This window comes from Streptomyces cinnabarinus (genome assembly GCF_027270315.1).
Lineage (GTDB): Bacteria > Actinomycetota > Actinomycetes > Streptomycetales > Streptomycetaceae > Streptomyces > Streptomyces cinnabarinus.
On the sequence record NZ_CP114413.1, the window covers coordinates 2883373 to 2905088 of the forward strand.

Below are 21716 nucleotides of genomic sequence, written 5' to 3' on the forward strand. Positions count from 1 at the left end.
GATACCGGATCAACGTATCGATCCTAGTGACGGGTTCCCGTAGCCCGAAGGCCTTGGTACCCAAGAATCACAGGGTGTCGAGCGCCGCGACGTACTCGTTCAGGTCACGGGCGTCCGGCAGACCGTTGACGACGGTCCAGCGGACGACACCCTCCTTGTCGATGACGAAGGTGCCGCGCACCGCGCAGCCCTTGTCCTCGGCGAAGACGCCGTAGGCGCGGGAGACCTCGCCGTGCGGCCAGAAGTCGCTCAGCAGGGGGTACTCGAAGCCCTCCTGCTCGGCGAAGACCCGCAGGGTGGGCACGGAGTCGTTGGAGACGGCGAGCAGCTGCGTGTCGCGGTCCGCGAACCTCGGCAGGTTGTCCCGCAGCTCGCACAGCTCACCGGTGCAGACGCCGGTGAAGGCGAACGGGTAGAAGAGCAGCACGACGTTCTTCTGGCCGCGGAAGTCGGACAGCTTCACGGTCTTGCCGTGGTTGTCCTTGAGCTCGAAGTCGGGGGCTTTGTCGCCGACCTGGATGGCCATTTCCGGCATGTCCCTTCGATGGGGCTGTTCGGGTGGTCGCAACCACCCTACGCAGTGATCGCGAAGGGCCCGCGGACGGGCTGACCGAAGTCAGCCCGTCCGGTGTGTCCGGGGGAGGGTCACTTCTTGGCGGACTTCGCCGCCTTCGGCGTCACCAGACGGCTGCCGCTCCAGTCCTTGCCGACGCTGACGCTCTTGGACGCGGACAGTCCGGCCGTCGTGGCGGCTTCGGAGATGTCGCTCGGCTCGACGTAGCCGTCGCGTCCGGTCTTCGGCGTCAGCAGCAGGATCGAGCCGCCTTCCTCGATGTACGTGGTGGCGTCCACCAGCGCATCCGTCAGGTCGCCGTCGTCGTCGCGGAACCACAGCACCACGGCATCGGCGACGTCGTCGTAGTCCTCGTCCACGAGGTCGCTGCCGATGACTTCCTCAATGGCCTCGCGGAGTTCCTGGTCTACGTCTTCGTCGTAGCCGATCTCCTGGACCACCTGCTCGGGCTGGAAACCCAGCCTGACGGCAGGGTTGGTCCGCTCCTCCGCGTGGTCCGCGGTCGCGCTCACGGGTTGCCTCCTGATCATGTCTTCGGGAATAACTCAGCCGCGCGCGTGCGCGTGGCGTTGGCCGTAGTCCACACGGGCGGGGCGGATCGCGCAAGTACCCGGCCGTTCAGACCGCCGAAACGGTGACGTTCCGGGCTGTGTCACCGCAACTGCCGTCATGGCGTCACACCCCAAGGTGACACACGCCACACCGTTCTGCCCTCTTTGCGCTTTTGGGAACCCTCCGGGGGGACCAGGCTTGGATTACCTCGCAGTAGAGATGACGTTTGGCGCCCCGAGGTACACGATGGGGAACGGCGCAGACAGAGCAAAACCCCAGAAACAAGCCTCGAAGCACAAGCCCGAAGCAAGCCCCGAGAACCAGCCCTCTGACAGGTAAGGAACAGCGTGGCTTCCGGATCCGATCGCAACCCGATCATCATTGGCGGCCTTCCGAGTCAGGTTCCTGACTTCGATCCCGAGGAGACCCAGGAGTGGCTCGACTCCCTCGACGCCGCCGTGGACGAGCGCGGCCGCGAGCGGGCCCGCTACCTGATGCTCCGGCTGATCGAGCGGGCCCGCGAGAAGCGCGTGGCCGTGCCCGAGATGCGCAGCACGGACTACGTCAACACGATCGCGACCAAGGACGAGCCGTTCTTCCCCGGCAACGAGGAGATCGAGCGCAAGATCCTCAACGCGACCCGCTGGAACGCGGCGGTGATGGTGTCGAGGGCCCAGCGTCCCGGCATCGGCGTCGGCGGGCACATCGCCACCTTCGCCTCCTCCGCCTCCCTGTACGACGTGGGCTTCAATCACTTCTTCCGGGGCAAGGACGAGGGCGACGGCGGCGACCAGGTCTTCTTCCAGGGGCACGCCTCTCCGGGCATCTACGCCCGCGCCTTCCTGCTGGACCGGCTCAGCGAGCAGAACCTGGACGCGTTCCGGCAGGAGAAGTCCAAGGCGCCGTACGGCCTGTCCTCGTACCCGCATCCGCGGCTGATGCCGGACTTCTGGGAGTTCCCGACGGTGTCGATGGGCCTCGGCCCGATCGGTGCGATCTTCCAGGCGCGGATGAACCGGTACATGGAGGCGCGGGGGATCGCGGACACCTCCAAGTCGCAGGTGTGGGCGTTCCTCGGCGACGGCGAGATGGACGAGCCGGAGTCGCTCGGCCAGCTGTCCATCGCCGCGCGGGAGGGCCTGGACAACCTCACCTTCGTGGTGAACTGCAACCTCCAGCGGCTCGATGGTCCGGTGCGCGGCAACGGCAAGATCATCCAGGAGCTGGAGTCGCAGTTCCGGGGTGCCGGCTGGAACGTCATCAAGCTGGTGTGGGACCGCACCTGGGACCCGCTGCTGGCCCAGGACCGGGACGGCGTGCTGGTCAACAAGATGAACACCACGCCGGACGGGCAGTTCCAGACCTACGCCACCGAGTCCGGTTCGTACATCCGCGATCACTTCTTCGGTGACGACCACCGGCTGCGGGCGATGGTCGAGGGCATGAGCGACGACCAGATCCTGCACCTGGGGCGCGGTGGTCACGACCACAAGAAGATCTTCGCGGCGTTCTCGGCGGCCAAGGCGCACAAGGGCCAGCCGACGGTGATCCTGGCCAAGACGATCAAGGGCTGGACGCTCGGTCCCAACTTCGAGGGCCGCAACGCCACGCACCAGATGAAGAAGCTGACGGTCGACGACCTCAAGCGCTTCCGCGACCGGCTGCACCTGCCGATCTCCGACAAGGAGCTGGAGTCCGGCGCGCCGCCGTACTACCACCCCGGGCGGGACACCGAGGAGATCCAGTACATGCACGACCGCCGCAACGCGCTGGGCGGGTATGTCCCGACCCGTGTGGTGCGGGCGAAGCCGTTGGCGCTGCCCGACGAGAAGACGTACGCGACCGTGAAGAAGGGCTCAGGTCAGCAGTCCATCGCGACGACCATGGCCTTTGTCCGGCTGCTCAAGGACCTCATGCGGGACAAGGAGATCGGCAAGCGGTTCGTGCTGATCGCGCCGGACGAGTACCGCACGTTCGGCATGGACTCCTTCTTCCCGAGCGCGAAGATCTACAACCCGCTCGGGCAGCAGTACGAGTCGGTGGACCGTGAGCTGCTGCTGGCGTACAAGGAGGCGCCGAACGGGCAGATGCTGCACGACGGCATCTCGGAGGCGGGCTGCACGGCCTCGCTGATCGCGGCGGGTTCGGCGTACGCCACGCACGGCGAGCCGCTGATCCCGGTCTACGTCTTCTACTCGATGTTCGGTTTCCAGCGCACCGGCGACCAGTTCTGGCAGATGGCGGACCAGCTCAGCCGTGGTTTCGTGCTCGGCGCGACCGCGGGCCGCACGACTCTGACCGGTGAGGGGCTCCAGCACGCGGACGGCCACTCCCAGCTGCTGGCCTCGACGAACCCGGGCTGTGTGGCCTACGACCCGGCCTTCTCCTTCGAGATCGCGCACATCGTGCAGGACGGTCTGCGCCGGATGTACGGCCCGACCGCGGACGGCAAGCCCGGCGAGGACGTCTTCTACTACCTCACCGTCTACAACGAGCCGATCCAGCACCCGGCCGAGCCGGAGAACGTGGACGTCGAGGGCATCCTCAAGGGCATCCACCGCTTCAGCGAGGGCACCGCGGGCTCGATCCCGGCGCAGATCATGGCGTCCGGGGTGGCGGTGCCGTGGGCGGTCGAGGCGCAGCGGATCCTCGCCGAGGAGTGGAACGTGAAGGCCGACATCTGGTCGGCGACCTCCTTCAACGAGCTGCGGCGCGAGGCCGTGACCTGCGAGGAGCACAACCTGCTGCACCCCGAGGAGGAGCAGCGGGTGCCGTACGTGACCCGCAAGCTGTCCGGCGCTCAGGGGCCGTTCGTGGCCGTCTCCGACTGGATGCGGTCGGTTCCGGACCAGATCGCGCGGTGGGTGCCGGGCACCTACCAGTCGCTGGGCGCGGACGGCTTCGGCTTCGCGGACACCCGTGGCGCGGCCCGCCGGTTCTTCCACATCGACGCCCAGTCGATCGTGCTGGCGGTGCTCACGGAGCTGGCCAAGGAGGGGAAGGTGGACCGTTCGGCGCTGAAGCAGGCGATCGACCGGTACCAGTTGCTGGATGTGTCGGCGGCGGACCCGGGCGCGGCAGGCGGCGACGCGTAGAGCTCCGCTCGCGAGCGGCTGGAGGGCCGGGGGCATCTGCCTCCCGGCCCTTCCTCATTTCCTACGATGCCGGGATGAAGGAGAGAACCGCGCAGGTCCGTTGGGAACAGCGCACGCAACAGCCGCTGATGGCGCTGGCAGTGGTGTTCGCCGTCGCGTACGCCGTGCCGATCGTGGTCACGCCGGCGGGCCCCGGGCTGGCGCGTGCGTGCACGACGGTGGAGTGGGTGGTGTGGGGGGCGTTCGCGGCGGACTACCTGGTGCGGCTGTGGCTGGCCGAGCGGCGGGTGGATTTCGTACGGCGGCACTGGCTCGACCTGTGCGCGGTGGTGCTGCCGCTGCTGCGGCCGCTGCAGCTGCTGCGGGTGGTGTCGGCGCTGATGCTGGTGGGCCGGCGGGCGCGGATGGCCTCGCAGGTCAAGCTGACGACGTACGTGGTGGGCTCGGTCGTCGGACTGCTGATGTTCGGTTCGCTGGCGGTGTTGTCCGTGGAGCGGGACTCGCCGGATGGGAACATCAAGACGCTGGGTGACGCGGTGTGGTGGTCCTTCACCACGATGACGACCGTGGGCTACGGCGACCACGCGCCGACCACCGGTCTGGGCCGCATACTCGCGGTGGGCCTGATGCTCTCCGGCATCGCCCTCCTCGGTGTGGTGACGGCGAACATCGCGGCGTGGTTCATCGCCCGCTTCGAGAAGGACGACGAAGTGGAACGCCGCCAGACCCAGGCGATCCAGTCGCTGACGGAGGAGATACGCCAGCTGCGTGCGGAGGTGGCGTCCCTGTCGGAACGCTCACCGACCGGTGGGTCCGCTCCCCCGCGTTAGCGGGGTTTCGCCGGATTCTCGGGCCGACGGCGCGCTGTCCCCCTCCGGCAGCGCGCCGCAGCACCGGGTGCCCTTCTGGTCGTACGGACTTGCCTGAGGAACATGCCGTACGGAGGGCTTGACCCACTGTGAACCGCGGCGCGTGCCGGGGACGAGGAATCTTTAGCTCTGTCACCCTGATAGGGGAAACAGGGCCGCGCTAGATGTGGGCCGCGCCCGCTCCCGCCTCGGCGTTCTCGCCGCGCTTGGTCAGGAAGGCGACCGCGACGGCCACCGCCGCGACAGCGGCCGCGACCAGGGACGCCAGGCTCATGCCGGAGATGAAGGTGTCGTGCGCGACGTCCGTGATCTTCGCGGCGATCTCCTGAGGGGTACCCGGGGCCACCGGAGCGACGCCCACCTGGACCGCCTCGGAAGCCTGTGCCTCCTGCGCCGCGGTCAGCTTCGGCAGGCCCGCGTCCGCCCAGTTCCCGGCGAAGTCGCTGTCCACCTTGGAGGCCATCACGGCACCCAGCACGGCCGTACCGAGGCTGCCGCCGATCTGCATCGCGGCCTGCTGGAGACCACCGGCGACACCGGAGAGCTCCATGGGGGCGTTGCCGACGATGACCTCGGTGGCGCCGACCATGACCGGCGCGAGACCGAGGCCGAGAAGGGCGAACCAGAGGGACATCAGGCCGCTGCCCGTGTCCGTCTCCAGCGTGGACATGCCGTACATGGCGATCGCCGTCAGTGCCATGCCGCCCGCCAGCGGGACCCGCGGGCCCAGCTTCGTGATCATCGCGCCCGCGAGCGGCGAGCCGACGATCATCATTCCGGTGAGCGGCAGCAGGTGCAGGCCCGCGTCGATCGGGCTCATGCCGTGCACGTTCTGGAGGTAGAACGTCACGAAGAACAGGCCGCCCATGAAGGCGATGGCCATGAGGACCATCAGGACCACGCCCGCCGACAGCGCGACCGAGCGGAACAGGCCCAGCGGGATCAGCGGCTCGCGGACCTTGGTCTCCCAGAACGCGAAGAAGGCGAAGAGCGCCACCGACACGACGATGAACGTCCACGTCTGGGCGTCGCCCCAGCCCCATTCCGGTGCCTTGATGAGCGCCCACACCAGGCAGAACATCGCGGCCGAGAGCAGCGCGATGCCGAGCAGGTCGAAGGAGCGCGGGGCGTTCTCGGCGCGGTGGTCGAGCAGGATCAGCACACCGAGGACGAGGGCGAGGACACCGACCGGCACGTTGATGAAGAACACCGACTGCCAGTTGACGTGCTCGACCAGGACACCGCCGAGGATCGGGCCGCCCGCGGTGGAGGCACCGATGACCATGCCCCAGATGCCGATCGCCATGTTGAGCTTCTCGGCCGGGAAGGTCGCCCGCAGCAGACCGAGCGCGGCCGGCATCAGCAGCGCGCCGAACAGACCCTGGAGCACCCGGAAGGCGACCACGAACCCGATGCTGCTGGACAGGCCGATCGCACCGGAGGCGGCCGCGAAGCCGACCACGCCGATGAGGAAGGTCTGCCGGTGCCCGAAGCGGTCGCCGAGCTTGCCCGCGGTGATCAGGGAGACCGCGAGCGCCAGGAAGTAACCGTTGGTGATCCACTGGACCTCGGCGAACGTGGCGCCCAGGTCCTTCTGGATGGCCGGGTTCGCGATGGCCACGATGGTGCCGTCCAGCGCCACCATCATCACGCCCACGGCGACGGTTATGAGCGTGAACCAGGGATGCCCACGAAGCCCTGAGGGCGGGACGGCGTCCTGGGGCGCCTTGTCGACGATGGTCTGACTAGTCATGCCCCGAGGCTAGTGACAGCCTCTGACAATTGACAAACCAATTCACAAGTCGGTAACTGACGGATATGCAAACACTCCGCGAACGCAAGAAGCAGCGCACCCGGATCGCCCTGCTTCGCGCGGCGCTCGAACTGTTCACCACCCGCGGCTACGAGGAGACGACGGTCGACGACATCGCCGCCGCCGTCGAGGTCTCCCAGCGCACCTTCTTCCGCTACTTCGCGAACAAGGAGGAGGCTGCCCTCGCCGTGCAGGAGATGACGGAGGACTACTACGTCGAGGCCGTACGGCGGCGGCCGCCCGAGGAGGCGCCGATGGAGGCGCTGCGGCAGGCCGTGGTGGAGGGCTGGGACGGACTCAGCGAGGTCATCGAGTCGGTCGTACCGGTGGAGTTGCACCTGCGCATGTACCGGCAGGTGGAGTCGACGCCCGCGCTGCTCGCCGCGCATCTGCGGCGCTCCGCGGAGACGGAGGAGCGGATCGCGCGCGTGCTGGCCGAGCGGGAGGGCCTCGACGTGGACGCCGATCCCCGGCCGCGGCTCGCGGTGGCGGTCTTCGGCGGGGTGATGCGGGTCACCGAACGGCAGTGGAGCATGGGCGACGACTTCAGCCTGGCCGGTATCCGCGAACTGACCATCTCCTACCTGGAACAGGTAGGACCCGCGCTGACCGAGAGCTGGCGCGACAGCTGAACTTCCGCTAGCACGAAACGTGATCCCCGTCACTCGGTTAACGGGAGACTCGTTCGTTCTCCTAGTGTGTCCTCCCAGTGACTTCCTTCGACACGCCCCCGCAACTGAACGTCTGGCGCGCGCTGCTCGCGCTGGCCGTGGTGTTCGTCATGCTGGCGACCACCGGCTGGACCGCCCTGCGCAACCAGCGCCCGACGCCCGCGCTCCAGGCCTCGCTGTCCGCCTGGGAGCACGGCCGGATCGCCGGTCACCGGCTGCCCTCCCCGGACTCCGAGCCCGCGCTGCTGTCCCGGTTCTTCGCCACGCTCACCAGCGACCAGAGCACCGCCCTGGTGCGCCGCTACCCGCTCGCGGTCGGCAACATGAACGGCGCCCCGGTGAAGCTGCGCTACCGCGCCAACCGTGTCGCACTGCTCCAGGCCCGCAAGGTCGAGCTGAAGCGCATGCACGACAAACGGCTCTCGCCCGCGGGGCAGCAGGAGGCCGGCGAGCGGATGAACCGCTACGAGGCGCTGATGAGCCCCGGCCGGCACATCCTCGCCTTCGACCCCGCGGGCTCGGGCCGGGTCGCCGAGGTCTTCGGCGATCTCGACCGCGCCGACCGGGTCTCCGTCGTCGTCCCCGGCGTCGACACCGATCTGCTCACCTTCCAGCGCACCTACCGCAAGTACTCGGCACCGGTCGGCATGGCGCAGTCGCTGTACGCGGCCGAGCGCACCGCCGCCCCGTTCACACGCACCGCCGTGATCGCCTGGGCCGACTACACCGCGCCCGGCGGACTCGGCATCGACTCGGCCACCGCGGGCCGTGCCGCGGGCGGCGCCGTGCGGCTGAACGCGCTCGTGCGGGCGCTGCCCGGGAACGCGCCGGTGTCGCTGTTCTGCCACAGCTACGGCTCGGTGGTGTGCGGGGTCGCCGCGCACACGACGCCGGAGCGGGTGACCGACATCGCGGTGGCCGGCAGCCCCGGGATGCGCGTCGCCAAGGCCGCCCATCTGGGCACCTCGGCGCGGGTCTGGGCGATGCGGGACGCCGACGACTGGATCCAGGACGTGCCGAACCTGGAGCTGGGCGGGCTCGGCCATGGCGCCGACCCGATGTCCTCGGAGTTCGGGGCGCGGGTGCTGTCGGCGGCGGACGCCGAGGGGCACAGCGGGTACTTCGAACCGGGCACGGACAGCGTGCGCAACTTCGCCGGGATCGGAGTTGGCGCGTATGACTCGGTGCGCTGCGCCGGAGATGACGAAGAATGTCGGGAGGGTTTGTCCGGCGGCGCGACGGCCGGACGCGCGTAGAGGCGCAGAAACTACGGTCTGCGCGAGGAGGCGACGGAGGAGCTCGTGCCGCATACGATGAGCCGCATGGGTGACGTACTGGCCGGATTTCATGCCGCCTGGGAGTTCGAGTCCGACTCCGTGCTCATCCGTTACGAACGGGGGATTCGAACACCTAAGCTCCTACAGGCGCTCGGGGAGCGCCGGGTGCCGCTGTCGGCGGTCTCCGCGGTGACCCTGGCGCCCGGCAAGCGCGGCACCGTGGTGCTGCGCGCGGAGCTGCGGCCCGGGGCCGATCCGCTGCTGGAGGCGGCCGACGGGCAGTTGAAGGAAGGGTGCGATCCGTACCGGCTGGTGCTGCCGGCCGAGCGGGAGACGCTCGCCGAGTACTACGCCGACGAACTGGCGGCACAGTTGACGGAGACCGGTCCGGCGGACCGTTTCCTGGTGCCGGCGCCCGAACCGCCCCGGTCGTTCAAGGCGTACGACGGCAAGGCGTCCTTCGACGGGCGCACGGTCTCCTTCCGCTGGTTCTGGACGGGCGCGTCCTCGGCGAAGTGGAAGGCCGGCGACCAGTCCTTCGCGATCAGTGAGCTGAGCGGGGTCGAGTGGCGCTCCCCCGAGGTCTTCGAGGGTCATCTACGGCTGCTGCGGCGCGGGGAGACCGGCCCGGCGCAGGTGGACCATGATCCGGCGGCGGTGGTGTTCGGTCTCGGATACGGGCCGGTGCACGAGTCACTGCCGTTCGCGGCGGCGGTCCTCGCAGCCGTACGGCAGTGCGGTCCGGCGCCGGTCGCGGCGGTTCCCCGCCGCGACCCGGCCGACATCGCCGAGCGGATCCGTCATCTCGGGGAACTTCACCAGGCCGGGCTGGTCACCGATGAGGAATTCTCCGTGAAGAAGGCGGAGTTGCTGGCGGAGCTGTGAGAATCACTCCCTGCCCGCGGACGTGAACGTCATGTCCGCGTACCGGTCCCCCGCCACCTGAGCCGCGATCGGGTCCAGCAACGCCAGTTGCTCACCCGTCAGTTGGATCCTGGTGGCGCCCGTGTTCTCCTCCACCCGGGTGGGCTTGCGGGTGCCGGGGATCGGGACGACCGGGAGGTTGTGGACCTCGGTCTGCTGCTGGACCCAGGCCAGGGCGATCTGGCCGAGGGAGGCGCCGTGGGAGTCGGCGACCTTGCGGACGGGGGCCAGCAGGGCCGCGTTGGCGGTGGCGTTGTCGCCGGTGAAACGGGGCTGTTGGCGGCGGAAGTCACCGGCGGTGAGGTCCTTGTCGGCCGAGCCGAAGGAGCCCGCGAGGAAACCCCGGCCGAGCGGCGAGTACGGCACCAGGGCCACGCCCAGCTCCTGGGCCGCGGGCACCACCTGCGCCTCGATGTCCCGGCTGAACAGCGACCACTCCGACTGCACGGCCGCGATGGGATGCACGGCGTGCGCGGCGCGCAGTTCGGCGGCCGTGACCTCGCTCAGGCCCAGATGCTTGACCTTGCCCTCCCGCACCAGCTCGGCCATGACGGCGACGGTGTCCTCGATGGGGACGTTCACATCACGCCGGTGCATGTAGTAGAGATCGATCGTCTCGACGTCCAGACGCTTCAGGCTCGCCTCGACTGCCTGCCGGATGTAGGACGCGTCATTGCGGATGACCCGTCGGGTCGGCTCGTCCGGCGGGATCGACAGGGCGAACTTGGTCGCGATGACGACCTCGTCGCGGTGGGCCCGGAAGAACGGGGACAGGAAGAGTTCGTTCTCGCCGGCGCCGTAGGCGTCCGCCGTGTCGTAGAGGGTGACGCCCAGTTCCAGGGCCCGTTCCAGGGTGGCCCGGGACTCCTTGGCGTCCGAGGGGCCGTAGGCGAAGCTCATGCCCATGCAGCCGAGGCCCTGCACCCCCGTCTCGGGGCCTGTGTCGCCGAGGCGTGCGGTCGCGATCCTGCTGTTCTCGGTCATCGGGGCCTTTCCGACGCCAGGGCCTGCCCGGCGTCGCCGTAGAAAGCGATCTTGCGGTCGAGCACGGCGAGCGTGTCCTGGAGTTCGGCGATCCGGGACAGCACGTCCCGGCGGGTCTCCTCCAGGAGTTCGTAGCGCTCGCCATAGGTGTGGTCGCCCTCGCGCACCAGCTCGGCGTACCGGACCATGTCGGCGACCGGCATTCCGGTGAGCCGCAGCTTGCCGACGAGGTCGAGCCAGTCCAGGTCGCGGTTGCTGTACCGGCGCTGGCCGGTGTGCGAGCGGTCGATGTGCGGCATCAGGCCGATCCGCTCGTACCAGCGCAGGGTGTGCGCGGTCAGGCCGGTGAACGCGGCGACCTCGCTGATCGTGTAGCTGTCCTGGCCGTCCGGGCGCCGGCCGGGGCTCAGTGGCCCCGCGCAGATGTCGGTCCTGGTGGCCGTGGTCTCCGTCACCGTCATGCGCTCAACGCTATGGCCTTGGAGTGGACTCCAAGCAAGCCGAAAGGGTAAGAAAACCACGGGACATGACGTGATCGCCCTGGCTAGCGTGCGGGACATGAGTCTCGTACGCCGTGCCACGACCGAGGACGCCGTCGAAGTACTGCGGCTGCGTCAGGTGATGATCGACTCACTGGCGGCCGCGCCGGGTGCCACCGACTGGCACCCGCGGTCGCTGCCGGCCCTGCGCGACCGACTGGCCGGTCCGGACGGGGAGTTCGCGGCATACGTCGTCGACCACCCGGAGCGGCCGGGGGCGTTGGCGGCTCTGGCCGCGGGCACGCTGGAGTACCGCATCGGGCGGGCCGGGAATCCACAGGGGCTGATCGGGTACGTCTTCAGCGTCGCGACCGACCCCGAGGCGCGGCGCCGCGGGTACGCACGCGCGTGCATGGAGGAACTGCTGGACTGGTTCCGCGACCAGGGCGCCGGATATGTCATGCTCACCGCCTCCCCGGACGCCGAACCGCTGTACACCTCACTCGGCTTCACCCGGGACCCCGACCCCTCGATGCGGCTGCACCTCTGAGCGGCTTAGGCTCACTGGCATGTCGCTGAGCAGTCTTGCGTTGATCGAGAACTGGCCGGTCCCCACCGCCGCCGCGGGTGTCGTGCGGGCGGACGGGACGGTGCTGGGTACCCACGGCCCGGCCGGGCACCGCTTCCCGCTCGCCTCGGTCACCAAGCCGCTGGCCGCGTACGCCGCACTGGTCGCCTACGAGGAGGGCGCGGTCGAGCTCGACGAGCCGGCCGGTCCCGCGGGCTCGACGGTGCGGCATCTGCTCGCGCACACCTCGGGGCTCGCCTTCGACGAGCACCGGGTGACGGCCCCGCCCGGGGAGCGGCGGCTGTACTCCAACGCCGGGTTCGAGCAGCTCGGGGACCACATCGCGAAGGCTACGGACATCCCGTTCGCGGAGTATCTGCGGCAGGCGGTGCTGGCGCCGCTGGGCATGACGGCGACCTCGCTGGAGGGCTCTCCCGCCAAGGACGGGGTGTCCACGGTCGAGGATCTGCTGCGGTTCGCGGCCGAGGTGCAGGCGCCGCGGCTGCTGGACCCGCGGACGGTGGCCGAGGCGATGACCGTGCAGTACCCGGGGACCAAGGGCGTGCTGCCGGGGTACGGGCACCAGAACCCCAACGACTGGGGGCTCGGTTTCGAGATCCGCGACGGCAAGTCCCCGCACTGGACGGGCTCCTCGTCCTCGCCGCGCACCTTCGGGCACTTCGGCCAGTCCGGCACGTTCCTGTGGATCGACCCGGACGCCGGACTCGCGTGCGTGGCGCTGACGGACCGGGCGTTCGGGCCCTGGGCGGTCGAGGTCTGGCCGGTGTTCACCGACGCGGTACTGGCGGAGCTGCGCCGGTAGCCGCCGGTGGCACCGGCCGACCTCGCCCAGGACGGTCGCGCCTAGGACAAGGGGAACCGGCGCTCGCAGTCACGGCTGACGGAGTCGCCGGGGTCGGCGAACGCGCTGTCGCTGGAGCCGCCGTCGCAGGTCACCCAGTCGTTGCCGCCGACGCCGTCACTGGCGTTGACGGAGTCGTTGCCACCGCCGGTCGTGATGACGTCCGTGCCGGATCCGGCGTTCACCGAGCTGCTCACGGCCACACCCACGGACAGCACGTCCGACCAGTTGCCCAGCGAGAAGGCGAGCCGGGTGGCGGTGGCGGTGGCGCCGCAGGCGGCCGCGGTCGAGCTCAGCCGGGTGCAGCCCGGTCCCGCGGTGATGCCCGACTGGTCCTCGACTATGAGGCGGCCGCTGGCGGACGACACGGTGACGTAGTTGCTGACGCCGCTGCGCGCGTTCAGCGAGACGGTCCCGCTGCTGCGGACCACCGTGGACCCGGGCGGCTCCTGCGCGACGGCGGGTGCGGCGAACGCGGTCACGAGGACTCCCGCGGCGAGGGCGGGGGCGACGACGTGCTTCAGGGCGCTGACGGTCTTCATGCTGGGCTTTCTCCTTGTACGGGAGAGGGCGCCGGGGCCGGCGGCCTCGAACCCAGCCAAACAGTCAGTGATCACTACCGCACTGTCTGCTACGTACGTTCGGGTTTCGAGCCCTCGTTCGAAAACGCCGCCGCCATTTCCCACAGCAGCACTTCCGCACCCGCGTCCGCGACCAGTTCCGCGTCCCGTGCGCCCGTGATCCGCGCCGCGTCACCGGGCCCCAACTCCACGCCGTCGAGCCGCACTTCACCGCGTACGACATGGACGTAGACGTACGCCCCGTCCGGCACCGCGGTCCGCTCCCCCGCCCCCAGCCGTCGGACGTGCAGCAGCGCGCCCGCCTCCGGGATCGCGTACGGCGTCGAATCCGCGATGCCGTGCACGATCTCGTAGACCGGGGTGCCGCCGGGGTTCAGCGGGGCCAGCCAGGTCTGGACGAAGGTGAGCGGGGCGGTGCCGTCGTTGCGTTCCACATGGCGGACGCCTGCCGCCGAGCTCAGGCGTTGCACATCGCCGGGGCGGACCAGGGTTTCGTGACCCTGGGAGTCTCGGTGGGTCAGCTCGCCCTCCACCACCCACGTGATGATCTCGGTGTGGCTGTGCGGGTGTTCGTCGAAGCCCGCGCCCGGCGCGAGCCGTTCCTCGTTGCACGCGATCATCGCGCCGAAGCGGAGGTTGTCCGGGTCGTAGTGGGGGCCGAAGGAGAAGGCGTGCCGGGAGGAGATTCCCGCTGCCGCCTCGCCGCCTGGGTAGCGCTCAGCCGCGCGCCGTACATCCGTCACGGACCCCACCGTAGACCCCGGCAGCGCACAGTCCCGTCCGGATAAGGCAGTCTTGTCCCCGTGCCCGAACCCGAAGCCCGTAAGTCCGAAGCCGCAGCACATGACGCCCACCCGCACTCCGCGACCCTGAAGCGGCTGGAGAAGTCCTCCGGATCCCTCGCCGCCCAGGCCATCACGCGCATGGACGAGACGCTGCCGTGGTACCGGGCGATGCCCCCGGAGAACCGTTCCTGGATCGGGCTGGTCGCCCAGGCCGGTATCGCGGCCTTCACCGAGTGGTTCCGGCATCCCGATGCCCCTCAGGCCATCTCCACCGATGTGTTCGGGACGGCGCCCCGGGAGCTGACCCGGGCCATCACCCTGCGGCAGACCGTGGAGATGGTGCGGACCACCATCGAAGTCATGGAGTCCGCCATCGACGAGGTGGCCGCCCCGGGCGACGAGTCCCTGCTGCGCGAGGCGCTCCTGGTCTACGCCCGCGAGATCGCCTTCGCCACCGCCCAGGTCTATGCCCAGGCCGCCGAGGCACGCGGTGCCTGGGACGCCCGCCTGGAGTCGCTGGTGGTGAACGCGGTGCTGAGCGGGGAGGCCGACGAGGGCGCCGTCTCCCGGGCCGCCGCGCTCGGCTGGAACTCGCCCGAGCATGTGTGCGTGGTGCTCGGCACCGCCCCCGACGGGGACTCCGAGCTGACCGTCGAGGCCATCCGGCGGGCCGCCCGGCACGCCAAGCTCCAGGTGCTCACCGGGGTGCTCGGGGACCGGCTGGTCGTCATCGCCGGCGGCAACGACAATCCGCTCGCCGTGGCCAAGTCGCTGATCGGCCCGTATGCCGCCGGACCGGTGGTCGCCGGGCCCATCGTGCCGGACCTGCTGGCCGCCACCCGCTCCGCGCAGGCCGCCGCCGCCGGGCTCAAGGCGTGTTCCGCCTGGCAGGACGCCCCACGGCCGGTACTGGCGGACGACCTGCTTCCGGAACGCGCCATCGCCGGGGATCCCAGCGCGCGCGAGCAGTTGGTGGAGGAGATCTACAGACCACTGGAGGAGGCCGGGTCCGCGCTCCTGGAGACCCTCTCCGTCTATCTGGAACAGGCGAGCAGTCTCGAAGGCGCCGCCCGGATGCTCTTCGTGCATCCCAACACCGTGCGCTACCGGCTTCGACGTGTGACTGACGTCACCGGTTGGTCGCCTTCGGATGTACGCTCCGCGTTCACGCTGCGGATCGCGCTGATCCTGGGACGTCTGGTCGACGGGGATCCTCAGCCATAGGGTTTTGTCGGGGCCCCACAAAACCCCCTCGTGTTCTTCGTCCCTGTCCCCACGGGCGGCCGTGGCCGTCCCCAAGAGAGAGTGTGAGAGTGCTCGTACTCGTCGCTCCCGGCCAGGGCGCCCAGACGCCTGGCTTCCTGACTCCCTGGCTCGACCTGCCCGGTGCCGCTGACCGCGTCGCCGCCTGGTCCGACGCCATCGGCCTCGACCTCGTCCACTTCGGCACCAAGGCCGACGCGGACGAGATCAGGGACACGTCCGTGGCCCAGCCGCTGCTGGTGGCCGCCGGGCTCCTGTCCGCCGCGGCACTGGGTGCCGTGACCCCGGGCGCCGTCGCCGGACACAGCGTCGGTGAGATCACCGCCGCCACGTTCGCCGACGTCCTGGACGACACCGCCGCGCTGACCCTCGTACGCAAGCGCGGGCTCGCCATGGCCGAGGCCGCCGCGATCACCGAGACCGGGATGTCGGCGCTGCTCGGCGGCGACCCCGAGACCTCGATCGCACACCTGGAGAAGCTCGGTCTGACCCCGGCGAACATCAACGGCGCCGGCCAGATCGTGGCCGCCGGCACCCTGGAGCAGCTCGCCGCGCTCGCCGAGGACAAGCCCGAGGGCGTGCGCAAGGTCGTCCCCCTGAAGGTCGCCGGTGCCTTCCACACGCACCACATGGCTCCCGCCGTCGACACGCTGGCCGAGGCCGCCAAGGAGCTCTCCGCCGCGGACCCGACGCTGGCCTACGTCTCCAACAAGGACGGCAAGACCGTCGCCACCGGCGCCGAGGTGCTGGAGCGGCTGGTCGGCCAGGTCGCCAACCCGGTCCGCTGGGACCTGTGCATGGAGACCTTCGTCGGCCTCGGCGCGACGGCGCTGATCGAGGTGTGCCCCGGCGGTACGCTCACCGGTCTCGCCAAGCGCGCGATGAAGGGCGTGCAGACGCTCGCCCTGAAGACCCCCGACGACCTCGACGCGGCTCGCGAGCTGATCGCCGAGCACACGGCCTGACAAGGAGTCCGAGCAGCATGGCGAAGATCAAGCCCAGCAAGGGCGCCCCGTACGCGCGCATCCTCGGGGTGGGCGGCTACCGCCCCACCCGGGTCGTGCCCAACGAGGTCATCCTTGAGAAGATCGACTCGTCCGACGAGTGGATCCGCTCGCGCTCCGGCATCGAGACGCGGCACTGGGCCTCCGACGAGGAGACCGTCGCCGCGATGTCGATCGAGGCGTCCGGCAAGGCGATCGCCGACGCGGGGATCTCCGCGGAGCAGATCGGCGGCGTGATCGTCTCGACCGTCTCGCACTTCAAGCAGACCCCGGCCGTGGCCACCGAGATCGCCGACAAGCTCGGCACCGCCAAGGCCGCCGCCTTCGACATCTCGGCCGGCTGCGCGGGCTTCGGCTACGGCCTCACCCTCGCCAAGGGCATGATCGTCGAGGGCAGCGCCGAGTACGTCCTCGTCATCGGTGTGGAGCGGCTGAGCGATCTGACCGACCTGGAGGACCGCGCGACGGCCTTCCTGTTCGGCGACGGCGCCGGCGCGGTCGTCGTGGGCCCGGCCCAGGAGCCCGCCATCGGCCCCACGGTCTGGGGTTCCGAGGGCGACAAGTCCGAGACGATCAAGCAGACCGTGCCGTGGACGGACTACCGCAACGGCGAGGTCGACAAGTTCCCTGCGATCACGCAGGAGGGCCAGGCGGTGTTCCGCTGGGCCGTGTTCGAGATGGCGAAGGTCGCCCAGCAGGCGCTGGACGCGGCCGGGATCAGCTCGGACGACCTGGACGTCTTCATTCCCCACCAGGCCAACGAGCGGATCATCGACTCGATGGTGAAGACGCTGAAACTGCCGGAGCACGTCACGGTCGCCCGTGACATCCGCACCACCGGCAACACCTCGGCCGCCTCGATTCCGCTCGCGATGGAGCGGCTTCTGGCGACCGGCGAGGCAAAGAGCGGCGACACCGCGCTCGTCATCGGCTTCGGGGCGGGTCTCGTGTACGCCGCCACTGTCGTTACTCTCCCCTAGGCACTCCGTGCCGGATCATCGTTTTGATCCGCTGCGGAAAGCACTGCCAAACCCTCTGGATTACTACGAAGGAGCGCCTGACATGGCCGCCACTCAGGAAGAGATCGTCGCCGGTCTCGCCGACATCGTGAACGAGATCGCCGGCATCCCGGTCGAGGACGTCCAGCTGGACAAGTCCTTCACCGACGACCTGGACGTCGACTCCCTGTCCATGGTCGAGGTCGTCGTCGCCGCCGAAGAGCGCTTCGACGTCAAGATCCCGGACGAGGACGTCAAGAACCTCAAGACGGTCGGCGACGCGACCGACTACATCCTCAAGCACCAGGCCTGAGTCTTCGCTTAGGCCGGATGTGCCCGGCCCCGCCACCCGGCGGTGGCGCCGCTGAATCCTCGTATCCCGTTGGAGAAAGAATTCCCGTGAGCTCGACCAATCGCACCGTGGTCGTCACCGGTATCGGCGCAACCACACCGCTGGGTGGCGACGCAGCCTCGACCTGGGAGGGCCTGGTCGCCGGACGTTCCGGTGTCAAGCCCCTGGAGCAGGAGTGGGCCGCCGACCAGGCGGTCCGTATCGCCGCGCCGGTCGCCGTTGAGCCGACCGAGGTGATCGCCCGTCCGCAGGCCCGACGGCTCGACCGTTCGGCCCAGTTCGCGCTGATCGCGGCCAAGGAGGCCTGGGCCGACGCCGGTTTCACCGACCGCGCCGGTGAGGACTCCAACGTCGACCCGGACCGGCTCGGTGCGGTCATCGCCTCCGGCATCGGTGGCGTGACGACCCTGCTCGACCAGTACGACGTGCTCAAGGAGAAGGGCGTCCGCCGCGTCTCCCCGCACACCGTCCCCATGCTGATGCCGAACGGCCCCTCCGCGAACGTGGGTCTGGCCGTGGGCGCCCGTGCGGGCGTGCACACGCCGGTCTCCGCCTGCGCCTCCGGCGCCGAGGCCATCGGCTACGCCATCGAGATGATCCGTTCCGGCCGTGCCGACGTGGTCGTCGCCGGCGGCACCGAGGCGGCGATCCACCCGCTGCCCATCGCCGCGTTCGGCAACATGATGGCGATGTCCAAGAACAACGAGGACCCCGAGGGCGCCTCGCGCCCCTACGACGTCGCCCGGGACGGTTTCGTCCTCGGCGAGGGTGCCGGTGTGGTCGTCCTGGAGTCCGCCGAGCACGCCGCCAAGCGCGGTGCGCGGGTGTACGCCGAGGCGGTCGGCCAGGGCATCTCCGCCGACGGCCACGACATCGTGCAGCCGGAGCCGGAGGGCCGCGGTATCGCGCACGCGCTCCAGAACCTGCTGGACCGGACCGACCTGCAGCCGTCGGAGATCGTGCACGTCAACGCGCACGCGACCTCGACACCGGCCGGTGACATCGCGGAACTGAAGGCGCTGCGGAAGGTGTTCGGTGACGACGCCGACCACATGGCGGTTTCGGCGACCAAGTCGATGACCGGTCACCTGCTGGGTGGTGCCGGTGGAGTGGAGACGGTCGCGACCGTGCTCGCCCTGTACCACCGGGTGGCTCCGCCGACCATCAACGTCGACAACCTCGACCCCGAGGCCGAGGCCAACGCGGACGTGGTCCGCGGCGAGGCCCGCAAGCTTCCCGTCGAGGGCCGGATCGCCGCGCTGAACGACTCGTTCGGCTTCGGCGGCCACAACGTGGTGCTGGCGTTCAGGACCGTCTGAGCGACTTCCGTACGTAACTGAAGGGCCCCCACCTTGCGAGGTGGGGGCCCTTCACGCGTTCCGGGAAACTCAGACCACCTGGTGCAGCCAGCGCACCGGGGCTCCCTCGCCCGCGTACCTGAACGGTTCCAGTTCGTCGTCCCAGGGCTTGCCGAGGAGTTTGGAGAGTTCGGCCTCCAGGTCCGTCTCGCCTCGCTGGCTGCGGAGCAGGGCGGCGCGGAGGCGGTCCTCGGGGATCAGGATGTCGCCGTGGATGCCGGTGACGGCGTGGAAGATGCCGAGGTCGGGGGTGCAGCTGTAGCGCTCGCCCTCGGCGGTGGGGCAGGGTTCCGCGGTCACCTCGAAGCGCAGGAGGTGCCAGCCGCGCAGGGCCGACGCCAGCTTGGAGGCGGTGCCCGCCTGGCCCTGCCAGGAGAACTCCGAGCGCCAGGTGCCGGGCGCGGCGGGCTGCCGGATCCAGTCGAGATTGACGCGTGTGCCGAGCACCCCGGCGACGGCCCACTCGACGTGCGGGCACAGCGCGCGCGGCGCGGAGTGCACGTACAGAACTCCACGTGTCGTCACCGGGACCTCCGGGCAGAGCGGGACATCTTGCGAACTGGCGGACGGCCGTGGCGGGGCAGCCACGTTGATGGCGAGGCTACCGTGCGGCGGCGCAAGGAGTGTGACGTACCGTCGGTCCCGGTGCCGTGAAACGCCCGCCATTCACCCGGCAGGACGCCTGTAGGGGGTGGAACCGTTGCATCGCGCGCGCTCGGGAACTCCCACGCGTTGTATGGAGGGGGACCTGTAGTCGACGAGCGAGGGGATCAGCAGCGGATGCGGAAGACCGGTCACCGCTCACGAGCCGTGCTCGCCGTGCTGTCCGCGGCCGTCCTGGGTCTGGCCGGCTGTGACGCCGTCGGGGGGAACTCACCGGGGCCCTCCGGGACGGACGCGCAGCGGGAGAAGCAGCCCCGGCCGAAGCCGACCCCGCTGTGGGACCGCAGCCCGGAGTCGGTCGCGGCCGTGGGCGACTCCATCACCCGTGGCTTCGACGCCTGCTCGGTGCTCGCGGACTGTCCGGAGGTGTCGTGGGCGACCGGCAGCAGCCAGGAAGTGGACAGTCTCGCGGTGCGGCTGCTCGGTGAGACCAAGGCCGCCGAGCGGAGCTGGAACTACGCGGTCACCGGGGCGCGGATGACGGATCTGGCCGGGCAGATGGCGCAGGCGGCGACCCGGAAGCCGGAGCTGGTGACGGTGATGGCGGGGGCCAATGACGCCTGCCGGGACAGCACCGAGGCGATGACGCCGGTGGCCGACTTCCGCGCGCAGTTCGAGGAGGCGCTGCGGACGCTGCGGGGTGCGCTGCCGAAGGCGCAGGTGTATGTGGCGAGCGTGCCGGATCTGAAGCGGCTGTGGTCGCAGGGGCGGACCAACGAACTGGGCAAGCAGGTGTGGAAGCTGGGCATCTGCCCGTCGATGCTGGAGGACGCGGACTCGCTGGACGCGGCCGACGCGCTGCGGCGGGAGACCGTGCAGAAGCGGGTGGAGGAGTACAACAAGGCGCTGAAGGAGGTGTGCGCCAAGGACCGGCGGTGCCGGTTCGACGGCGGCGCGGTGTACGCGTACCGCTTCGGGACGGATCAGCTGAGCCGCTGGGACTGGTTCCATCCCAGTGTGAACGGCCAGGCGCGGCTGGCCGAGATCGCCTACCGGACGGTCACGGCGAAGTCCCCGTGACTTAGGGTTTCGCACATGAACGAACTCTTCGGCACACTTTCCGACGGCACGGCCGTGCACCGCTGGACGCTTGAGCGGGCCGGTGTCCGGGTGCGGGTGCTGACGTACGGCGGGATCGTGCAGTCGGTGGAGGTCCCGGACCGGGACGGGCTCGCCGCGGACGTGGTGCTGGGGTTCGCCGAGCCGGGGGACTATCCCGCGCACTCCGGGCCGTATTTCGGCGCGCTGGTCGGGCGGTACGCCAACCGGATCGCGCGGGGCCGTTTCACCCTGGACGGGCTGACGTACGCGCTGCCGGTCAACAGCGGGCCGAACTGTCTGCACGGCGGTGAGCGCGGTTTCGACCAGCGGGTGTGGGACGCGGAGCCGGTCGCGCACGGGGTGCGGCTGAGCCGGGTCTCGGCGCACGGCGAGGAGGGCTTCCCGGGCCGGCTGGAGCTGGCGGCGACGTACTCGCTGGACGCGGACGGCGCGCTGCGGATCGCCTATGAGGCGGTGACGGACGCGCCGACGGTCGTGAACCTGACGAACCACAGCTACTTCAACCTGGCCGGTTCGGGGAACGCGGGCGGCCATGAACTGCGGATCGCCGCCTCCCGGTTCACGCCGGTGGACGCGGATCTGATCCCGACCGGCGAGGAGGAGCCCGTCGAGGGCACCCGGTTCGACTTCCGTGCCCCGCGCAAGGTGGGCTCCGGCTACGACCACAACTTCGTGCTGGACAAGGGCGTGACGGACAGCCCGGTGGCGGTCGCCGAGCTGCACGACCCGGCGTCCGGGCGGGTGCTGACGGTGTCGACGACCGAGCCCGGACTCCAGCTGTACACCGCCGACCATCTCGCCGATCCCTTCGCACCGGGCGACGGCATCGCCCTGGAGACCCAGCACTTCCCCGACTCCCCCAACCGTCCGGACTTCCCGAGCACGGTGCTGCGGCCGGGCGAGGTGTTCCGCTCGGAGACGGTGTACGCCTTCTCATCGCGGTAGGCGCAGATGAGCCCCGGTCCGGGCGTCAGGTCCCGGA

22 protein-coding genes are annotated in these 21716 nt (G+C 70.0%); 14 read left to right on the forward strand and 8 right to left on the reverse strand.

Annotation, left to right across the window (positions count from 1 at the left end):
- Positions 1-67: 67 nt before the first annotated feature.
- Together STRCI_RS13070 and STRCI_RS13075 are read right to left on the reverse strand one after the other, a co-directional pair.
- Entirely contained in the window at positions 68-526 is a 459-nt protein-coding gene (locus STRCI_RS13070) for a peroxiredoxin (RefSeq protein WP_269664539.1), read from the reverse strand.
- A 119-nt stretch (positions 527-645) separates the two neighbouring features.
- Complete coding sequence (locus STRCI_RS13075; protein ID WP_015660695.1) at positions 646-1086, reverse strand: DUF3052 domain-containing protein; 441 nt, start codon at positions 1084-1086, stop codon at positions 646-648.
- Positions 1087-1473: 387 nt separating this feature from the next.
- Between STRCI_RS13075 and aceE the strand changes: the two genes are divergently transcribed.
- Positions 1474-4221, forward strand: coding sequence for a pyruvate dehydrogenase (acetyl-transferring), homodimeric type (gene aceE / locus STRCI_RS13080; protein ID WP_269659091.1), 2748 nt, complete (start codon positions 1474-1476; stop codon positions 4219-4221).
- A gap of 74 nt (positions 4222-4295) precedes the next feature.
- Entirely contained in the window at positions 4296-5051 is a 756-nt protein-coding gene (locus tag STRCI_RS13085; RefSeq protein WP_269659092.1) for a potassium channel family protein, read from the forward strand.
- A 199-nt stretch (positions 5052-5250) separates the two neighbouring features.
- Here STRCI_RS13085 and STRCI_RS13090 read toward each other — a convergent pair whose 3' ends face one another.
- Positions 5251-6843 carry an MFS transporter gene (locus STRCI_RS13090; protein ID WP_269659093.1) on the reverse strand — a complete coding sequence of 531 codons (1593 nt, stop codon included), beginning with the start codon at positions 6841-6843 and terminating at the stop codon, positions 5251-5253.
- A 65-nt stretch (positions 6844-6908) separates the two neighbouring features.
- Between STRCI_RS13090 and STRCI_RS13095 the strand changes: the two genes are divergently transcribed.
- The 3 genes from STRCI_RS13095 (at position 6909) to STRCI_RS13105 (ending at position 9736) form a co-directional block, all read left to right on the forward strand.
- On the forward strand, positions 6909-7535 hold the full coding sequence (locus tag STRCI_RS13095) for a TetR family transcriptional regulator (protein WP_269659094.1): 627 nt from the start codon (positions 6909-6911) through the stop codon (positions 7533-7535).
- Between the two features lie 77 nt (positions 7536-7612).
- Positions 7613-8830, forward strand: a complete 1218-nt coding sequence (locus STRCI_RS13100; protein ID WP_269659096.1) for an alpha/beta hydrolase — start codon at positions 7613-7615, stop codon at positions 8828-8830.
- A 57-nt stretch (positions 8831-8887) separates the two neighbouring features.
- Complete coding sequence (locus tag STRCI_RS13105) at positions 8888-9736, forward strand: DUF4429 domain-containing protein (RefSeq protein WP_269664540.1); 849 nt, start codon at positions 8888-8890, stop codon at positions 9734-9736.
- A gap of 3 nt (positions 9737-9739) precedes the next feature.
- Here the strand turns inward: STRCI_RS13105 and STRCI_RS13110 are convergent, their stop codons facing one another.
- Entirely contained in the window at positions 9740-10759 is a 1020-nt protein-coding gene (locus STRCI_RS13110; RefSeq protein ID WP_269659097.1) for an aldo/keto reductase, read from the reverse strand.
- A complete protein-coding gene (locus STRCI_RS13115; protein ID WP_269659098.1) occupies positions 10756-11220 on the reverse strand; it encodes a MerR family transcriptional regulator in 465 nt (154 codons plus the stop codon). Before STRCI_RS13115 ends, STRCI_RS13110 begins: the two co-directional genes overlap by 4 nt.
- Before the next feature lie 97 nt (positions 11221-11317).
- Between STRCI_RS13115 and STRCI_RS13120 the strand changes: the two genes are divergently transcribed.
- Entirely contained in the window at positions 11318-11788 is a 471-nt protein-coding gene (locus tag STRCI_RS13120; RefSeq protein WP_269659099.1) for a GNAT family N-acetyltransferase, read from the forward strand.
- Positions 11789-11807: 19 nt separating this feature from the next.
- Positions 11808-12629, forward strand: a complete 822-nt coding sequence (locus STRCI_RS13125) for a serine hydrolase domain-containing protein (protein WP_269659100.1) — start codon at positions 11808-11810, stop codon at positions 12627-12629.
- Between the two features lie 41 nt (positions 12630-12670).
- Here the strand turns inward: STRCI_RS13125 and STRCI_RS13130 are convergent, their stop codons facing one another.
- On the reverse strand, positions 12671-13210 hold the full coding sequence (locus STRCI_RS13130) for a hypothetical protein (RefSeq protein ID WP_269659101.1): 540 nt from the start codon (positions 13208-13210) through the stop codon (positions 12671-12673).
- Positions 13211-13299: 89 nt separating this feature from the next.
- A complete protein-coding gene (locus STRCI_RS13135) occupies positions 13300-13992 on the reverse strand; it encodes a pirin family protein (RefSeq protein ID WP_269659102.1) in 693 nt (230 codons plus the stop codon).
- A 60-nt stretch (positions 13993-14052) separates the two neighbouring features.
- Here STRCI_RS13135 and fasR point away from each other — a divergent pair, with 60 nt between their 5' ends.
- From fasR to fabF, 5 genes are all read left to right on the forward strand, one after another.
- A complete protein-coding gene (fasR, locus tag STRCI_RS13140; RefSeq protein ID WP_269659103.1) occupies positions 14053-15258 on the forward strand; it encodes a fatty acid biosynthesis transcriptional regulator FasR in 1206 nt (401 codons plus the stop codon).
- A gap of 89 nt (positions 15259-15347) precedes the next feature.
- Positions 15348-16262 carry an ACP S-malonyltransferase gene (locus tag STRCI_RS13145; protein WP_269659104.1) on the forward strand — a complete coding sequence of 305 codons (915 nt, stop codon included), beginning with the start codon at positions 15348-15350 and terminating at the stop codon, positions 16260-16262.
- Between the two features lie 17 nt (positions 16263-16279).
- Complete coding sequence (locus STRCI_RS13150; RefSeq protein ID WP_269659105.1) at positions 16280-17281, forward strand: ketoacyl-ACP synthase III; 1002 nt, start codon at positions 16280-16282, stop codon at positions 17279-17281.
- A gap of 82 nt (positions 17282-17363) precedes the next feature.
- Positions 17364-17612, forward strand: coding sequence for an acyl carrier protein (locus STRCI_RS13155; RefSeq protein WP_015660680.1), 249 nt, complete (start codon positions 17364-17366; stop codon positions 17610-17612).
- Between the two features lie 86 nt (positions 17613-17698).
- Entirely contained in the window at positions 17699-18970 is a 1272-nt protein-coding gene (gene fabF / locus STRCI_RS13160) for a beta-ketoacyl-ACP synthase II (RefSeq protein ID WP_269659106.1), read from the forward strand.
- Between the two features lie 69 nt (positions 18971-19039).
- Here the strand turns inward: fabF and STRCI_RS13165 are convergent, their stop codons facing one another.
- A complete protein-coding gene (locus STRCI_RS13165; protein WP_269659107.1) occupies positions 19040-19534 on the reverse strand; it encodes a DUF3145 domain-containing protein in 495 nt (164 codons plus the stop codon).
- A 255-nt stretch (positions 19535-19789) separates the two neighbouring features.
- Here STRCI_RS13165 and STRCI_RS13170 point away from each other — a divergent pair, with 255 nt between their 5' ends.
- Both STRCI_RS13170 and STRCI_RS13175 read left to right on the forward strand, forming a co-directional pair.
- Positions 19790-20692, forward strand: a complete 903-nt coding sequence (locus tag STRCI_RS13170) for an SGNH/GDSL hydrolase family protein (RefSeq protein ID WP_269659108.1) — start codon at positions 19790-19792, stop codon at positions 20690-20692.
- Between the two features lie 15 nt (positions 20693-20707).
- Positions 20708-21679 (forward strand): aldose epimerase family protein, encoded by a 972-nt coding sequence (locus tag STRCI_RS13175; protein ID WP_269659109.1) that lies wholly within the window; start codon positions 20708-20710, stop codon positions 21677-21679.
- Positions 21680-21716: the final 37 nt, after the last annotated feature.

Excerpts from the sequence above, each read along its gene's own strand:
- STRCI_RS13095 (WP_269659094.1), top strand. The coding sequence starts at position 6,909 with ATGCAAACACTCCGCGAACGCAAGAAGCAGCGCACCCGGATCGCCCTG.
- STRCI_RS13125 (WP_269659100.1), top strand. The coding sequence starts at position 11,808 with ATGTCGCTGAGCAGTCTTGCGTTGATCGAGAACTGGCCGGTCCCCACC.
- STRCI_RS13110 (WP_269659097.1), bottom strand. The coding sequence starts at position 10,759 with ATGACCGAGAACAGCAGGATCGCGACCGCACGCCTCGGCGACACAGGC.
- STRCI_RS13070 (WP_269664539.1), bottom strand. The coding sequence starts at position 526 with ATGGCCATCCAGGTCGGCGACAAAGCCCCCGACTTCGAGCTCAAGGAC.
- STRCI_RS13085 (WP_269659092.1), top strand. The coding sequence starts at position 4,296 with ATGAAGGAGAGAACCGCGCAGGTCCGTTGGGAACAGCGCACGCAACAG.
- STRCI_RS13175 (WP_269659109.1), top strand. The coding sequence starts at position 20,708 with ATGAACGAACTCTTCGGCACACTTTCCGACGGCACGGCCGTGCACCGC.
- STRCI_RS13130 (WP_269659101.1), bottom strand. The coding sequence starts at position 13,210 with ATGAAGACCGTCAGCGCCCTGAAGCACGTCGTCGCCCCCGCCCTCGCC.
- STRCI_RS13170 (WP_269659108.1), top strand. The coding sequence starts at position 19,790 with ATGCGGAAGACCGGTCACCGCTCACGAGCCGTGCTCGCCGTGCTGTCC.
- STRCI_RS13090 (WP_269659093.1), bottom strand. The coding sequence starts at position 6,843 with ATGACTAGTCAGACCATCGTCGACAAGGCGCCCCAGGACGCCGTCCCG.
- STRCI_RS13120 (WP_269659099.1), top strand. The coding sequence starts at position 11,318 with ATGAGTCTCGTACGCCGTGCCACGACCGAGGACGCCGTCGAAGTACTG.
- STRCI_RS13105 (WP_269664540.1), top strand. The coding sequence starts at position 8,888 with ATGAGCCGCATGGGTGACGTACTGGCCGGATTTCATGCCGCCTGGGAG.
- STRCI_RS13115 (WP_269659098.1), bottom strand. The coding sequence starts at position 11,220 with ATGACGGTGACGGAGACCACGGCCACCAGGACCGACATCTGCGCGGGG.
- STRCI_RS13155 (WP_015660680.1), top strand. The coding sequence starts at position 17,364 with ATGGCCGCCACTCAGGAAGAGATCGTCGCCGGTCTCGCCGACATCGTG.
- STRCI_RS13150 (WP_269659105.1), top strand. The coding sequence starts at position 16,280 with ATGGCGAAGATCAAGCCCAGCAAGGGCGCCCCGTACGCGCGCATCCTC.